The organism is Nocardioides flavus (ex Wang et al. 2016) (assembly GCF_014653115.1).
Classification (GTDB): Bacteria; Actinomycetota; Actinomycetes; order Propionibacteriales; family Nocardioidaceae; genus Nocardioides; species Nocardioides flavus.
The window spans coordinates 88,415-103,757 of the sequence record NZ_BNAD01000001.1; the positions used below are offsets into that span (position 1 = coordinate 88,415).

Annotated in this window: 13 protein-coding genes; 8 read left to right on the plus strand and 5 right to left on the minus strand. The window is 65.7% G+C overall.

Annotated features, from left to right (window positions below):
• Positions 1–89 precede the first annotated feature (89 nt).
• Entirely contained in the window at positions 90–1,151 is a 1,062-nt protein-coding gene (locus IE200_RS00420; RefSeq protein ID WP_191277394.1) for an NHL repeat-containing protein, read from the plus strand.
• Positions 1,152–1,164: 13 nt separating this feature from the next.
• On the opposite strand, the gene IE200_RS00425 is transcribed toward IE200_RS00420, so the two are convergent.
• Complete coding sequence (locus tag IE200_RS00425) at positions 1,165–1,989, minus strand: BKACE family enzyme (protein WP_191277395.1); 825 nt, start codon at positions 1,987–1,989, stop codon at positions 1,165–1,167.
• A 17-nt stretch (positions 1,990–2,006) separates the two neighbouring features.
• Between IE200_RS00425 and dtd the strand changes: the two genes are divergently transcribed.
• Complete coding sequence (dtd, locus tag IE200_RS00430; protein WP_191277396.1) at positions 2,007–2,435, plus strand: D-aminoacyl-tRNA deacylase; 429 nt, start codon at positions 2,007–2,009, stop codon at positions 2,433–2,435.
• Here the strand turns inward: dtd and IE200_RS00435 are convergent.
• Positions 2,432–3,628: a glycoside hydrolase family 16 protein gene (locus IE200_RS00435; protein ID WP_191277397.1), complete on the minus strand. Its 1,197-nt coding sequence runs from the start codon at positions 3,626–3,628 to the stop codon at positions 2,432–2,434. The genes dtd and IE200_RS00435 overlap by 4 nt on opposite strands.
• 102 nt (positions 3,629–3,730) lie before the next feature.
• Here IE200_RS00435 and cysD point away from each other — a divergent pair, with 102 nt between their 5' ends.
• The 6 genes from cysD to IE200_RS21150 all read left to right on the plus strand — a co-directional run bounded on the left by cysD (position 3,731) and on the right by IE200_RS21150 (position 9,799).
• On the plus strand, positions 3,731–4,645 hold the full coding sequence (cysD, locus tag IE200_RS00440; RefSeq protein WP_191277398.1) for a sulfate adenylyltransferase subunit CysD: 915 nt from the start codon (positions 3,731–3,733) through the stop codon (positions 4,643–4,645).
• The gene (gene cysN, locus IE200_RS00445; protein ID WP_191277399.1) at positions 4,645–5,958 is read left to right on the plus strand and encodes a sulfate adenylyltransferase subunit CysN; all 1,314 of its coding nucleotides are present in this window, start codon (positions 4,645–4,647) and stop codon (positions 5,956–5,958) included. Before cysD ends, cysN begins: the two co-directional genes overlap by 1 nt.
• Positions 5,959–6,073: 115 nt before the next feature.
• On the plus strand, positions 6,074–7,000 hold the full coding sequence (locus IE200_RS00450; RefSeq protein ID WP_191277400.1) for an NAD-dependent epimerase/dehydratase family protein: 927 nt from the start codon (positions 6,074–6,076) through the stop codon (positions 6,998–7,000).
• A complete protein-coding gene (locus IE200_RS00455) occupies positions 6,997–8,265 on the plus strand; it encodes a nucleotide sugar dehydrogenase (RefSeq protein WP_191277401.1) in 1,269 nt (422 codons plus the stop codon). Before IE200_RS00450 ends, IE200_RS00455 begins: the two co-directional genes overlap by 4 nt.
• A 104-nt stretch (positions 8,266–8,369) precedes the next feature.
• A complete protein-coding gene (locus tag IE200_RS21145) occupies positions 8,370–8,873 on the plus strand; it encodes a methyltransferase domain-containing protein (protein ID WP_407940955.1) in 504 nt (167 codons plus the stop codon).
• Complete coding sequence (locus IE200_RS21150) at positions 8,870–9,799, plus strand: glycosyltransferase family 2 protein (RefSeq protein WP_407940939.1); 930 nt, start codon at positions 8,870–8,872, stop codon at positions 9,797–9,799. Before IE200_RS21145 ends, IE200_RS21150 begins: the two co-directional genes overlap by 4 nt.
• 712 nt (positions 9,800–10,511) lie before the next feature.
• Here IE200_RS21150 and IE200_RS00470 read toward each other — a convergent pair.
• The 3 genes from IE200_RS00470 to IE200_RS00485 form a co-directional block, all read right to left on the minus strand.
• Positions 10,512–11,825 carry an O-antigen polymerase gene (locus IE200_RS00470; protein WP_191277404.1) on the minus strand — a complete coding sequence of 438 codons (1,314 nt, stop codon included), beginning with the start codon at positions 11,823–11,825 and terminating at the stop codon, positions 10,512–10,514.
• Between the two features lie 43 nt (positions 11,826–11,868).
• Positions 11,869–12,990 carry an MATE family efflux transporter gene (locus tag IE200_RS00475; RefSeq protein WP_191278178.1) on the minus strand — a complete coding sequence of 374 codons (1,122 nt, stop codon included), beginning with the start codon at positions 12,988–12,990 and terminating at the stop codon, positions 11,869–11,871.
• A 227-nt stretch (positions 12,991–13,217) separates the two neighbouring features.
• Positions 13,218–15,335, minus strand: coding sequence for a glycosyltransferase (locus tag IE200_RS00485; protein ID WP_191277406.1), 2,118 nt, complete (start codon positions 15,333–15,335; stop codon positions 13,218–13,220).
• Positions 15,336–15,343: the final 8 nt, after the last annotated feature.

The following is a 15,343-nucleotide window of genomic DNA, read 5'->3' on the forward strand; positions in this document are numbered from 1 at the left end:
GGGGGAAACGCCTCTCCACAGACGCCGGCTGGACCAGACCAGCGACTATCTCAGTGGCGACCGGCGCCCTGCCGTGGATCATCGAAGGCATGCGCGTCGGCCGGCCTGCAGTGACGCTCCTCCTGCTCGCAGGGGTGCTGCTCGGCTGCGCCGAGGGGGACCGGGCCGAGGGGTCCGGGAGCACGACCGAGACCCCGAGCCAGACCCCCAGCGAGACGTCGGGCGGGAGCGAGACCGACGACGAGACCACGTACGAGCCGACCTACCTCGAGGCGGGCGACCTGCCCCGAAGGCTGTCGCTGGAGGAGGTCGGCGCCCGCACGCTGCCGGCCCGGCCGTTCGCCGACTTCGCCGTGACCGCGGGCGACGGGGTGTGGCTGTCGGGCGTCGCGCCGGGCGCCGTGCGCTACGCCGCGGACGGAACCGTCACCGCGCGTGCGCGGATCCCCGGCGAGGTCGTGCAGGCGCTGGCGGCGAGCCCGGGGTCGGTGTGGGTGCCCAGCCTCAACCCGAGCGCCCTCTTCCGCCTCGACGCGGCTACGGGCGAGGTGCTCGCCCGAGTGCCACTGCCCGGCAGCCCCCTGGCCGAGGGCGTCGTCGGCGCCGCGGGCGACCGGGCGTACGTGCTGGTCGACCCGCTGGAGCCGCGGATCGTCGTGGTCGAGGGCGACGCGGTCGCCGACGAGATCGAAGCACCCGCGGGGGCGGTGGCCGTACGGGCTGGGTTCGGGTCGCTGTGGGTGCCGACCAGCGAGCACGCGGTCGAGAGGTACGACTTCCGCTCACAGGAGTGGACGAGCATCCCGGTGGGTCCGCGGCCGCGATTCCTCGACGTCGGCTTCGGGGCGGTGTGGGTGATGAACCAGGGCGACGGCTCGGTCTCCCGCATCGACCCACGCACCGGCGAGACCGAGCAGCTCGCGATGGGGGGCGTGGCCATCGGCGGCGGCGACCTCACCGTCGGCGGCGGCGCGGTGTGGCTGCGTACGGACTCGCTCGTCATCCGCATCGACCCGCGCACGCGACGGGCCACCCACGTCGTCGCACCGCCCCCGGGCAGCGCGAGCGCGGCCGCGACCGACGACTTCCTGCTGATCTCCAACCACGACCACAACGCCGTCCACGTGGTGGGGCTGCCGCTGCCGCGGTGACCCCGGGCGCGGGTCAGCCCAGGCCGAGCAGCTCCCGGCACCCCGCGGGCGTCATCGGCTCGCGCTGGGCGATCCGGCCGAGCTCGACCGCGCGCTCGACGAGCTGGGCGTTGGACTCGACCGGCACGCCGCGGCTGATCGTGAGGACGTCCTCCATGCCGACGCGCAGGTGCCCACCCATCGAGAGGGAGGCCATCGCGACCGCGAGGGTCGAGCGGCCGATGCCGGTGGCGGACCACGACGTGACCTCGGGCGGGAGCGCCGAGACTCCGGCGACGAGCGCGGGGGCGGTGCCGGGCATGCCGCCGGGCACGCCCATCACGAAGTCGACGTGCACCTTGCCGCCGTCCGGGATGCCGTACTCGCGCATCAGCCGTCCCAGCGCGTGCACCTGGCCGAGGTCGAAGAGCTCGAACTCGGGGGCGACGCCGCGTGCGAGCGCCAGCTGGTAGAGCTCCTTGACGAACGGCCACGGGTTGAGGAAGACGTCGTCGCCGAAGTTCGTCGTGCCCATCGTCAGCGAGCACGAGTCGGGCTCGGCGTCGAGCACCTTGAGCCGCTCCTCGAGCGGGTCGTGCACCGACCCGCCGGTGGAGAGCTGCACGACGAGCGAGGACGACTCGCGCACCGCGGCGACCCACTCGCGCAGCAGCGCCTGGTCGAGCGTCGGGGCGTGCGAGGTGTCGCGCACGTGGATGTGGATCATGGCGGCGCCGGCCGCCTCGCACTCGGCGGCCGTGCGCGCGATCTCCTCCGGGGTGGTGGGGAGCTGCGGGCAGTCGGCCTTGGCGGTCTCGGCCCCGGTGGGGGCGACCGTGATCAGCAACGCGTCAGACATGGCGGCATCCTTGCACCATGCGTGCGGTCATCCAGCGGGTCCTCTCCGCCAGCGTCCGGGTCGACGGCGAGGTGGTCGGCGAGCTCGACCGGCCGGGGCTGCTGGTCTACCTCGGCGTCACCCACGACGACGGCCCGCGCGAGGTGGGGTGGACGGCCCGCAAGGTGTGGGACCTGCGCCTGCTGCGCGAGGAGCAGAGCGCGAGCGACGTCGGCGCCCCGGTGCTCGTGGTCAGCCAGTTCACGCTCTACGGCGACGCGCGCAAGGGCCGCCGCCCCACCTGGCAGGCGGCCGCGCCGGGTCAGGTGAGCGAGCCGCTGTACGACGCGGTGTGCGCCGAGCTGGAGCGCCTGGGCGCGGAGGTGGCGCGGGGCCGCTTCGGCGCCGACATGCAGGTGGAGAGCGTCAACGACGGCCCGATCACCCTCGTGCTCGACACTCCCTAGCGCGGGCCGGTCTCCCACACCCGCGCCCAGTCGACCTCCATGGTCTCGGGCAGCTCGCCGTTGAAGCGCGGCAGCTCGTAGTCCGAGGACAGCAGCGACAGGATCAAGAACTCCGGGCGCCCCGACGTCGGGCCCTCGAGCCGCTGGGTGACCTGGCCGTCGATGCGGAAGACGTACTCCTCGGGCGTCCACTCCACGGAGAACACGTGGTACTGCTCGGACCAGTCGTCGCCGAGGTCCTCGACGTCGGGCAGCCAGCCGCCGACGGTCTGCTTCTTGCCGTCCTCGTCGAGGAAGTAGGTGAAGCTGGTCAGCCCGCCCTCGGGGTGGTCGTCGCCGAAGTACTCGATGATGTCGATCTCGGCGCCGCCCTTCTGGGGCCCGCCCTCCTGCTGGCCCCCGGCGGCCTGCATCCAGAAGGCGGCGTGCTGTCCGCGCGCGGACTGCGTACGGATGCGCGCGGCCGCGAAGCCGTAGGTGAAGTCGTAGGTGCCCTCGGTGCCGACGTGGCCGTTGAGGCGGTAGGGGAACTTCTTGCGGCGCCCCGGCAGCTGGCACTCGTCGCCCTTGCGGTCGGGGTCCTCCGCGACGCTCAGCTCGAGCACGCCGTCGGTGACCTCGGCGGCCTCGGCGCTGGCGCGCGAGCAGGTGCGTACGCCGATGTAGCCCTGGTCGCGGGTCCTCCACGAGCCGTCCGCGGTGTCGACCGAGTCCTCGTCGAAGTCGTCGGTGAAGCTGGCCTCGGGCGCATCGCCCGTGGAGACCTCGGCGCCGATCGCGTCGTCGCCGTCCCCGACGACGACGTGCAGGTCGCCGTCGGCGCGGCTGGTGAGCGAGACGCGCCCCTCGGCGTCGGTCTCCTGCTCGTCGACGTCGCTCCAGCCGTCGTCGGTGCGGGCGACGAGGGTGACCTCGGTGCCCTCGTCGACGCCGTCGACGGTGGCGTCGACGACCCAGGCCGCGTCATCGGCGGCCTCGGTGTCCTCACCGTTGGCGGCCAGCTGCGGCAGGACGGTGGCGTCGACCGCGTCGCTGCGCTCGTACGCCGGCGGGGTGTCGCTCTCGCCGGAGGCCGAGCAGGCGGCGGTGACGAAGACCATGGCGAGCGTCCCGGCCAGCAGGCGCTGGGAGCGGCGTACGCGGGGGGCCGGGCGGCGGGCGGGGCGGTGCGCGAGTCGGGGGGTGCGGCTCATTCCAACGAGTCTGACCGACCGCGCCCCGCAGTGCGAATTCACCGAAGGGTGCCTCGTCGCTACGATGAACGCTGCTGTCCCTAGAGAGGTCTTCGCCACGCCATGACCAACACCCACGTCGACTACCAGCTGAGTCAGCTGGACCAGCTCGAGGCCGAGTCGATCCACATCTTCCGTGAGGTCGCCGCCGAGTTCGAGAAGCCGGTCCTGATGTTCTCCGGTGGCAAGGACTCGATCGTCATGCTCCGCCTGGCGGAGAAGGCGTTCTTCCCTGCCAAGCTGCCGTTCCCGCTGCTGCAGGTCGACACCGGCCTCGACTTCGACGAGGTGCTGTCCACCCGCGACTCGTGGGTCGAGCGCCTCGGCGCGCGGATGGTCATCGCCACGATCGACGAGGCGATCAAGGCCGGCCACGTCGTCGACGACGGCAAGACCAGCCGCAACCGGATGCAGATCGGCACGCTGCTCGGTGCCATCGAGGAGAACGGCTTCACCGCCGCCTTCGGTGGTGGCCGCCGCGACGAGGAGAAGGCCCGCGCCAAGGAGCGCGTCTACTCCCACCGCGACGACTTCGGCCAGTGGGACCCCAAGAACCAGCGCCCCGAGCTGTGGAGCCTCTACAACGGGCGCATCCACGCCGGCGAGCACATGCGGATCTTCCCGCTGTCCAACTGGACCGAGCTCGACATCTGGAGCTACATCCACCGCGAGCAGATCGAGATCCCCTCGATCTACTTCGCCCACGAGCGCGAGGTCATCGAGCGCGACGGCATGCTGCTGTCGGTCGGCCCGGAGATCCAGCCCAAGGGCGGCGAGAAGGTCGAGACCCGGATGGTGCGCTTCCGCACCGTCGGCGACCGCACCCAGACCGGCTGCGTGGAGTCCGAGGCCACCGACACCGCCTCGATCATCGAGGAGATCGCCGTGGCCCGGGTCACCGAGCGCGGCGCCACCCGAGGAGACGACCGGTTCTCCGAGGCCGCCATGGAAGACCGCAAGAAGGAAGGCTACTTCTGATGGCCAGCACCCCCCAGACCCAGTCCAGCGCCGGCGAGGAGGCCGCTGCGGTCACGGAGAACGCCGACCTGCTGCGCTTCGCCACCGCCGGCTCCGTCGACGACGGCAAGTCCACCCTCATCGGGCGGCTGCTCCTCGACTCCAAGTCGATCTTCGAGGACCAGCTCGAGGCGGTGGAGTCGACCAGCCAGTCCAAGGGCTACGACTACACCGACCTCGCGCTGCTGACCGACGGCCTGCGCTCCGAGCGCGAGCAGGGCATCACCATCGACGTGGCCTACCGCTACTTCGCGACGCCCAACCGCAAGTTCATCATCGCCGACACCCCTGGCCACATCCAGTACACCCGCAACATGGTGACCGGCGCCTCGACCGCCGACCTGGGCCTCGTCCTCGTCGACGCCCGCCAGGGCCTCACCGAGCAGTCGCGCCGCCACGCGGTGCTGCTCTCGCTGCTGCGCGTGCCGCACCTGGTGCTGGCGATCAACAAGATGGACCTCGTCGACTGGTCGGAGGAGGTCTACGAGAAGATTCACCGCGAGTTCACCCAGTTCGCGACGAAGCTCAACATCCCCGACCTCGAGGTCATCCCGATCTCGGCGCTGCAGGGCGACAACGTCGTCAACCGCTCCGAGAACACCCCGTGGTACTCCGGGCCGACGCTCATGCACCACCTCGAGCACGTCCACGTCGCCTCCGACCGCGACCTCGTGGACACCCGCTTCCCCGTGCAGTACGTCATCCGCCCCAAGTCCGACCAGTACCACGACTTCCGCGGGTACGCCGGCCAGGTCGCCGGTGGCGTGCTGAAGAAGGGCGACGAGGTCGTCGTGCTGCCCAGCGGCATGACCTCGACCATCTCCAAGGTCGAGCTGTTCGACACCGAGATCGCCGAGGCGTTCCCGCCGATGTCGGTGACGATCCACCTCGAGGACGACGTCGACGTCTCGCGCGGCGACATGATCGCCCGTCCCAAGAACGCGCCCAAGCCCAGCCAGGACATCGACGCGATGATCTGCTGGATGACCAACGAGCCGCTCAAGCCGCGGCAGAAGCTGGCCATCAAGCACACCACCCGCACCGGGCGCGCGATGGTCAAGGACATCCAGTACCGCCTTGACGTCAACTCGCTGCACCGCGACCAAGAGGCCGGCGAGCTCGGGCTCAACGAGATCGGCCGCGTCCAGCTGCGCACCACGGTGCCGCTGCTGTGCGACCCGTACTCGAAGAACCGCACCACGGGCTCGTTCATCCTGATCGACGAGGCGACCGGCGTCACCGTCGGCGCGGGCATGATCAACAGCGGCAGCTAGGACGAGTGACGCAGCTTGGCCCACCAGCGGGTGGGCGGCCGCGGTCGCGTAAGATCTGCGGGCCGCAGCCGCATGGCCGTATGCGCGCGTGACGTACTCACGGGGGAAAGCGAAAATGCACCTGCTCATCACGGGAGGAGCCGGCTTCATCGGCTCCAATGTCGCCGAGATGGCACTGGCCTCAGGCCACCAAGTGACCATCGTCGACGACCTTTCGACCGGCTACGCCGAGAACCTCGTCGACATGGACGTCGATTTTCTCCAGAGCTCCATCCTCGAGCTCGAGACTCTCGCCAAAGCCATGCGTGGAGTGGACTCGGTTATCCACTTGGCGGCTCTCGGCAGCGTCCCTCGGAGCATCAAAAACCCCGTCGCCACGCACGCAGCCAATGCCACCGGCACTCTCACGGTGCTGGAGGCCGCGCGCGCCGCAGGCGTCAATCACCTACTCGCGGCCTCATCATCCAGCGTCTACGGACTCAATCCCGCACTCCCCAAGCACGAGCGAGAATGGGTGCGCGCCATGAGCCCGTACGCCGTGACCAAGATGGCGACGGAGCAGTATCCACTCGCCTACCAACAGTCCTATGGCATGGAGACGCTGTCCTTCCGTTTCTTCAACGTCTTTGGCCCGCGGCAGCGGGCTGGGCACGCATATGCCGCCGTCATCCCTACGTTCATCGATTCGCTTCTCAAGGGCGAGCCGCTGTGGATCAACGGCGACGGCTTCAACTCGCGCGATTTCACCTACGTCGGCACCGTGTGCCGAGTGTTGCTCGATGCTTGCGAGCGCCGCATCTCGCACCCGGAGCCGGTGAACCTCGCCTTCGGCACCAACACGAACCTCTTGCAGCTCGTGACCGAAATCGAGCGCACCTCCGGGCTGGCCGCCGACGTACGACACAGGGACCCGCGTCCCGGAGACGTCCCGCACTCGCAGGCGGACAACCAGTCGCTTCGGTCGCTGTTTCCCGGCGTCATGCCTGTGACGTTGGAGCAGGGCCTCCAAGAAACACTCAACTGGTTCAAGGAGATTCAGTGACCGGCACCCTCGTCGTCATCGGACAGGGCTACGTCGGGCTGCCTATGGCCCTACGAGCTGCCGAGGGCGGATTCAAGGTCTATGGCCTCGACACCAACGCCAAGACCGTCGAAGCGCTCAACTCAGGCTTGTCGCACATCGATGACGTGTCGGACGACGAGCTGCGGCGAGGCCTGAAGAATGGCTTCGAGGCTTCGGGCGACCCGGCCGTGATCGGGCTGGCCGACGTGGTCCTCGTCTGCGTTCCCACCCCGCTAGCCGAAGAGGGCGGCCCCGACCTGGAGGCAGTTCGCATGGCCGCCGGGACCATCGGTGACTACATCACGCCCAAGACACTGGCCATCCTGGAATCGACCACCTATCCCGGGACCACCGAGGAAGTGTTTGCGCCCTTGGTCAGCAAGGGCGGGCTCACGGTCGGCGAGGACATCTTCATCGCCTTCTCCCCCGAGCGCATCGACCCCGGCAACGAGAAGTACGGCGTCCGCAACACCCCCAAAGTCGTCGGAGGGATGACCGAGGCCTGCACAATCCAGGCAGTGCAATTTTACACCCACTTCGTCGACACGGTCGTCCCTGCCAAGGGCGCGAAAGAGGCGGAGATGTCCAAGCTCATCGAGAACACCTTCCGTCACGTCAACATCGCCCTGGTCAACGAGATGCTCCGGTTCTCCCACGAGCTGGACATCGACCTGTGGAACGCCATCGATTGTGCTGAGACGAAGCCGTTTGGTTTCATGGCGTTCCGTCCCGGCCCTGGCGTAGGAGGCCATTGCATCCCGGTCGACCCGTCATACCTCAGCCATCGGGTCAAAGCACGACTGGGATACTCGTTCCGCATGGTCGAGCTCGCGGAGGAAATCAACACCGCAGCCCCCTTATACGTCGCAGACCGGGTGAGGGAGCTGCTCAACGAGCGCGAGCGGTCAGTCAAGGGTGCAAAGATCCTGTTGCTGGGCGTAACATACAAAGCGAACATCTCCGACATGCGCGAAAGTCCCGCCGATCCGCTTGCCAAGCGCCTCATCGGCTGGGGCGCAGACGTCTCCTACCACGATCCGCACGTCCCACAGTGGCAGCCTCATCGGGCTGGCGTCTCACTCACGAGTGTCGAAGACCCTGATCAGGCGGCTTCGGTGGCGGATCTCACCATCCTGCTTCAACTGCACAGCACATACAACTTGCCCGCTCTCGCGTCGCGCGCGAAGTGCATGCTGGACACTCGTGGCGTTTCCCAGAACGACGGAAGGGTTGCCAAGCTGTGACTGCGGAGTTCTCCCAAAGGACACTTGAGGTTTTTCTCCAGCGGCCCAAAGTCAGTATCGAGTTGGGGTGCGGACCGGCTAAACGTGACCCCCAGGCACTCGGCGTGGACGTCCTAGACCTTCCGGGAGTAGATCTGGTCTCAGATGCCCAAACGTTTCTGCAGAGCCTTCCGGACGGCAGCGTGGACTCCATTTACTCCGAACACTTTCTTGAGCATGTCCCCAATGCCTACGCACTCGTGGCCGAGTCGAGCCGAGTCCTCAAGGCCGGTGGTCAGTTCCGAGCCGTGATCCCTCACTTCTCGAATCCTTGGTTCTATAGTGACCCAACTCACTCTACACACTTCGGCCTATACACCTTCGCCTATTGGGTGGAATCGCATCCATTCAGCAGAGGCGTGCCGCATTACAGCACTCCACTGCCTTTCCATGTGGAATCTGCAAATCACATATTTAAGTCAAATCGCCCGTTTCTCCTTCGGCATGCCTTAAAGAAGACACTCGGGAGTTGGGTGAACACCTCCCGATGGACGCAGGAATTCTACGAAGAGCATCTGACTTGGATCATGCCTTGTTATGAGATCGACTACAGGCTGACGCGCCTGTGACGTCGCCATCTCAACTTGAAGAGTTCTCCGAGCATGGGATCGGTGCCGTAGTCGTTGCCTACATGTCCGCAGGCACGATTGAGTCCTGCGTGACCAGCTGCCTTGCAGACCCGCTGACTACCGCGGTCGTGGTCATTGACAACTCGAGCGACCGCGCTACGGAATCGATCGTTTCAGCCATCGCTCAAAACGACTGCCGAGTCCGCTATCGCGCGGTCCCAAACCTTGGGTTTTCTCGCGGCTGCAATCTGGGCGCGGCTATGTGTGACACGCCGTGGATTGCTTTCGTAAACCCCGACGTAGTGCTTGACAGACCCCTATCGGAACTCGCACGCGCGCTTGACACTACATCGTTTTCGGTTGGGGCAGGGATACTCCAAACCCAAGGCGGACGAGCGCACGGCATCAATTGTCGCCTCTCATTTTCCGTTCGAAGAGAACTTCTTGCGGTTGCCATGGGTCCTACGCGTGTCTACTCTCCGAGGTTCGCTCTTGGAGTCGACGGCTGGACGCGAGTCGGACAACTCGCCGGCGCGCTCTTGGTAATGCGGACTGCAACATTCCAGAGAATCGGCGGATTTGACGAGCGGTTCGAGCTGTACTACGACGACGTCGATCTCGCAGTCAACCTTGAGGCGTTCGGAGGCTCGGGCTTGTTGCACGTCCCATGGGGTACCCACTTTGCTGGACAAAGTTCGCGCAGCGTGCCACATATGTCATACGTGGTCGGCAAGGTAAGCCGAGTGCGCTTCCTAGCAAAGCATTACTCGAGATGGCGAGCGGCGCTAGCTGCACTGAGCATTGCTGTAACTGAATGGGCGGCACGCACGCTGGCCAGGCGCCCGGAGGGGCAATCGGCTCGAAATGAGGCACTGCGTCTGCAGACCAAGGAAGTCTTTCGACCAGGCGTCAAGGTCCTGAAGTAGCGCGATAAGCCGACTGGCCGTGATCGATCCAGTCACCGCAAGTCCCACTTGGGTCGAGCGCCCGCTTCCGACCGTGCCGAAAGAAGCTGACTGGGTCAGGATCAGGTTCTCCGCCACCGCCCACGCAACATGGGTTCGCGGCGCTCGAGCGCGACCGCGGCGCAGATCGCTGAGTCGCTTGCGTTCGGCCGCACCGTTCACCACATCGGGTCTGCGCATGATGCGAACGAGCTGGGACCGCTGCTCGAGGAAGCCAACTGGCTGCGGGCCAATGACCAGCGAGGTACACGACCCTCGGCGCACTCCGGCGTCCCCGAGTGCCAAGAAGGCGCCGCCCGCACGGACCGGCTTGTTCCGCGGCGCTCTGGCATCTCCGCCGTCCCGGCAGTCGTGGCCGACGGTGTGCTCAAGACGTCCCGGCCGCGGTGTACGCCCGCGTCGGATTCGACCTCGTGGACGGCGGAGTCCGTTGCCGGCTGGCGATCCCACGCGCAATCGAGCCGATCACTCTGCTGGACGTCCACGTGGCCCTGCAGAGATGCTCGCAGCGCTGCCGGCGGGGCGCCGGGTAGTTCCGGGAGGAGCAACCCCAGTCCCGCTCAGCGGGCATAAGTCGCATTCCAGCTGCTGCGATGAGTGATAGCACGGCGCGTTGAACCATTGAATTCGCCGATCGCGGGCGAGTACCTGCCGCGCGCGCAATGGCAGACGTTCAAGAACGGCGGGAAGGCCGACGGATTGGCTGCGCGCCGCGCCTAGAAGGCGCACGCATAGTCGCCTCACGTCGTTCCCCCATACGCGCAAGCGAAAGAAACACAGCGAATCCGACAATCAATTGAACGGCGACATCTAGGAAGAACAACCGATACGTTAATGGCAACGTCAGAACCAAGACCATGCTCGATGATGAGACCCACGCCCACTCGGGAGCTCCGCGCATAGCACGGCGATGAGATGTCACGGCGACATGCCCCAGGAGCAGGGAGAGAGCGGCAACCCCGACGATGCCGAAGTCGAACCAGATCTGGCCGAACCCGGTGAAGACGTTGAATGGGATCGGGATAGGCACGAAATCCCCCACGGTATTTGGTGACGTCGCGACGAATCCCAAAGCTTGCGCGAAGCGCACGATGGCGAAGATGGAGCCCCCCTGTTCTTGAGGGCTGATCCCGTTGTCCATAGACACGCTGAGGGCAGGTAACCCCCCAGTGAAGTAGAGCACTGGACTCAACGTCCATTGGGGCCAGGAATAGTCAGGGAAGTACATCGAGGCTGTCGAGTTCTTTCCTAGCTGCCCACCGACGTAGTTGAAAATCAATGTGCCGGCCGTCAGAGTCAACAAAGATAGAAAGATTAGCCGTTTGCGACTGGTCCTCGCGATGAACGATCCCACCGAAGAATACGCGAGAAAGGCGATTGCTTGCACGACCAAGCCGACACTGAGGAGCCTGCCTGGGCTCTGAAGGGCAATCATCACAGCGAAGACAGGAAGTAGCCAGGCCCATCGATATCCAGTCTTCGCCGCATAGATGCCGACACAAGCGAGGATGGGGTTAGCGGCGATCAGTAGTGCGGCGATACCTCCCCCTCGAGCATCGGAAGTTTGCGCCCTTCTGACTTCCTCCATAGTGAGTTGTCCAAAGCTCGAGCCAGTCGCCGCGGCGATCTGGCTCCGGAATGCCAGGATTCCGATGAGATCTGCTGCGACGAGCACGGACACCAGAATCAGCAGTCCCGCCAACGGAACCTTAGGCCATGCATTGTGAAGCAACCCCGTGGGCAGAGTTTGCCCCCTCGGCATGAATGTCGCGGCAAACATCGCCACGACCCCCACTATGGCCACGGTCGCGGCACTCCAACTGACTTCGGCCAGACCGAGCGGATCGACCAGCAGGATCGCCGTCGCCCCGACCCAGAGCCAAGAACTGGCAGCGAGTGCGCCAAACCCCTCTCGCTTTGTTGCTACTGCTGCAGAAATCAGCGCGACAAGGAGCAAGCACATCACCGGCACGGAGGCGGAACTCATTGACTCCTGTCCTCGCGACCATCCAAAAGATAAGAGTTCCCCTTCATGAACCCCACTCCCGTCGGGCCAACTGCCGGTCAACGAGAAGAACCCCTATACCCTGCAAGCCGAACAGCACGGACGCCGCCGTCGCCACTCCAATTGCACCCCACGCCGCAGCGACGGGGAAGAAGGTAAGGGAAAGGACCCCAGAGATTATGCCGATTCTGGAACTAGCATTCACACCGCCGCGTCCGGTGACACGGGACATCGCAACTCTTGCGTGCCCTTGCACTAGGACACCCGGCAGCAGAATTAAGACCAGCAAAGGCACTTCGGGGAAGGTTGGCAGGATATATGGGAACAGAGTTACTACACCCACTGCGATAACTGCGGCGCTCACTGTGGTCATCCATACGTGGAGAGCATGAAGAGTTCGATCCCTGTCCCGTTTTTGTTGCCGGTCAGCGACCGCCTTCCGGAAGGCTAAGAGACTGAACGCCTCAGATATCAGCCACGTTAGTTCGCTGATCGGCGCCGCCACCGAGTACACACCGACCGTCGCTGGAGGAGCAGTGACGCCGAGGGCCACGACTGGCAGCCTGTTGAGTACCTGCGTTCCGACCGTTCCGGCATGCGCACGAAGTGAGTGGGACAGAAGCCGCCGCCTTTGGGCGCCATGATATTCCGGGGCGAACCACGTGCGCCGCCGGAAAACGTAGAGCGCCGAGGCAAACAAACTGCTGAGCCATACCACCAGGAATGGCGTCACAGTCGGAAACACGAGCAGTATCGGAATGCCCGGAAAGACCATCATCAGTCCCTGGATCAGCCAACCACGCTTGAACCCCTCATCGTCTCCTAGTGCTTGGCACGCCCTCAGAATGAACAAGTTGAGTACGACGAGGGCGGCGCCCATCCCAGTGACAAGCACCAGCGCCGCGGTATCCGCGTGGTCAGTGGCTAAGAGGAATCCGGACCACACGACGCTCGCAATGAAGATGCCGAAGGAGATCCTGGCTGCCATACTGAGGCCCACTCGGGGGGCTAATTCATTTCCTTCGCTGACCTCTTTAAGGACACCCACGTGGAGGCTGCTGAATCCCAATGCGCCAATGATATTCGACGCCGCCAGAACGAATGCTATCTGTCCTCGGCCCTCCGGGCCCAGGAGGAATGCAGTCATGAAGACGGTAATGACAGACGAGGTTGCGGCGACGAAGTGCGCCGTCAGGAGGGCGAAGAGTGGTTTTACCCTATCCACCGCATGCCCCCAGTTTCCGCGCATGACGGAGTACCGATTGCGACCTCAGCGCCTCGGTAGTTCGCCCACACGGTCGGGTTTTCATGGACGTCCGTCTTGTGAAATCGCCGCCTGCGCCCAGTGGACGCGACTTAGGCCAGGTAGGAGCATCAGATCTTTGGCCATGACGTTGCAGTGGATCCACCGCTGGCTAGTCGGTTTGTGACTCCACGCATGGGCGGCGCCGTCTTCCGCTTTGCGGCGGCCGGGTATGAGTCCAGGAGGGGGTTGTCACCCAAGGCCCGTCGCAGCCGCGAAGTATCCACAACGAGGGACTCCGTCATCTTCTCGAGCCGCTCTAGCGTGAGTGGGCCGCCAACCATGGTTCCGACTGTCGCACCGAGCCGTACAAGGCCCCGCGGGACGCGGAGCACGAGGGGTCGTCGTCCCGCGGCAGCTCCCATCGACCTGACGATGTCCACGGTGGACAACGGCTCGTCGTCCGCGACGTTGTAGAGGCCAGCGGGCAGCGCCCCGACCCCCGCGAGCTCCACCACGTGCGCGAGGTTGCGGATGGACAGAACGGACCGCGAGTTCTGAAAGGCCCCGAGCGGATAGGGGATGCGCAGTCTGACGAGGGACTGCAAGAGCCTGAGATTGCCCTTCACCTCGGGTCCGTAGATGAGGCAAGGACGCAGGATGGTCAACTCTGGGCTGTCGGGTTGCTCCGCCAACGCCGCAACAGCACGCTCAGCACGCAACTTGGATGCACCGTACGGAGTCTGCGGCGATGGCTCAACTTCCTCGGTGATTGGCCCGTTCGAGTGGTCGATCACCGCCTTGATCGAGCTCATGAAAACGAAGCGAGCGGCACGGTGGCGACGCGCGAGATTCCACACCTCGACGGTCAGATCGACGTTCACCTCGTCGTACTCAGCAACAAGGGTGTCGTCGCGCAGGTCGTGGGCCTTACCGGCCAGGTGCACGAAGCAGGCCCCGACGGGGATCGCCGCGCCGGCCAGCGCCGCGTGATCAAGGTCGCATCCTCGACGGCCCACGGTGATCACCCGATGTCCGCGCGCACGGAGGATCGGCACGATGCTCCTCCCGACGAACCCGGTAGCGCCGGTAACGACGAAGGTCGTTGGTGGCCAGGGGCGGGGCTGCTCAGCCGGCTGCCGGACTCCGAGCGCGTGGTCCACGATCGCGCGCGCCACATCTGTGGGCTGGAAGTCGCGCACCGCCCGATCACGAGCGGCTGCGCCGAGACGGGCACAGAGGGCGGAGTTCTGGATCAGGGTGAGGATCGCGGCGCCCAGCGCCCCGGCATCCTGCGGCGGCACCAGAAGGCCCGTCTCGTCGTGGACAACTGAGTCAATCGCGCCGGTCGCGGTGGTGGTGATGCTCGGGACGCCCATGGCAGCCGCCTCGAGGACGACGTTGGGCATGCCCTCGCGGAGGGTCGGCAGCACCAGCAGGTCGCTCGCGGCCAGGTAGGGACGCACGTCGTCGAGGTGATTGAGGACACGCACACGTTCAGAGACCTCGCGAAGGCTGGTGACGTGCATCGCGGAGTCACGCTCGTCTTGGGCTCCGACGACGACGAGCTGCACGTGTTCCCCAACCTGCGCCACCGCCCGCAGCGCCTCGATCAACGTCGAAGGACCCTTGTCGGCCGTGAGACGCCCAATGAAGATCAGGACGGGGTGATCGGGGTCGAGGCCGAGCTCGTTCAGCAGGGCGATGTTCCGCTCCCGCGGCTGGAAGAAGTCGGTGTCGACGCCATGGCTGCTGCCGTGATTCGGCACCACGACAGGTCTGCCCGCGTGGAGCCACTTCCGTCGGTACTCCTCGGCCAGCGAGGGGGACACCGCGATTACCACTTGGCTGCACCAGCTGCTGAGCCTCTCCATCAGGGCTAGCACCCGTCGCTTCGGTCCGTGCACACCCTCGAGACGCAGACCCTGCAGCAGGTAACCGCGCCGCGGGACCCTGACCAGGCGGGAAGCGATCATGCTCAGCAGACCGGCCTTGGGCGTACCGCCGATGATGATCTCCGGGCGAAGTTGTCGAAGCAGACGCACCCACCTGACGAGTGCCCGAACGTCCTTGAGCAACGAGACGTCACGGGCCATCTCGATCAGCCGCACCTCGTCGGCACGCTGGGACAGTCGCGGGATCTCTGGGCCGGGCGACGTCACGACTACCACTCGGAAGCCACGGCCCCGGAGGTCGTCGATCATCTGACCGTAGAAGCTGTCGACGCTCCTCGAAATGGTCGTGGTCACCACCGCAG

What these genes read in the sequence shown, in the direction of transcription:
- IE200_RS00420 (WP_191277394.1), top strand. Translation starts at nt 90, where the DNA reads ATGCGCGTCGGCCGGCCTGCAGTGACGCTCCTCCTGCTCGCAGGGGTG.
- IE200_RS00425 (WP_191277395.1), bottom strand. Translation starts at nt 1,989, where the DNA reads ATGTCTGACGCGTTGCTGATCACGGTCGCCCCCACCGGGGCCGAGACC.
- dtd (WP_191277396.1), top strand. Translation starts at nt 2,007, where the DNA reads ATGCGTGCGGTCATCCAGCGGGTCCTCTCCGCCAGCGTCCGGGTCGAC.
- IE200_RS00435 (WP_191277397.1), bottom strand. Translation starts at nt 3,628, where the DNA reads ATGAGCCGCACCCCCCGACTCGCGCACCGCCCCGCCCGCCGCCCGGCC.
- cysD (WP_191277398.1), top strand. Translation starts at nt 3,731, where the DNA reads ATGACCAACACCCACGTCGACTACCAGCTGAGTCAGCTGGACCAGCTC.
- cysN (WP_191277399.1), top strand. Translation starts at nt 4,645, where the DNA reads ATGGCCAGCACCCCCCAGACCCAGTCCAGCGCCGGCGAGGAGGCCGCT.
- IE200_RS00450 (WP_191277400.1), top strand. Translation starts at nt 6,074, where the DNA reads ATGCACCTGCTCATCACGGGAGGAGCCGGCTTCATCGGCTCCAATGTC.
- IE200_RS00470 (WP_191277404.1), bottom strand. Translation starts at nt 11,825, where the DNA reads ATGAGTTCCGCCTCCGTGCCGGTGATGTGCTTGCTCCTTGTCGCGCTG.
- IE200_RS00475 (WP_191278178.1), bottom strand. Translation starts at nt 12,990, where the DNA reads ATGACTGCATTCCTCCTGGGCCCGGAGGGCCGAGGACAGATAGCATTC.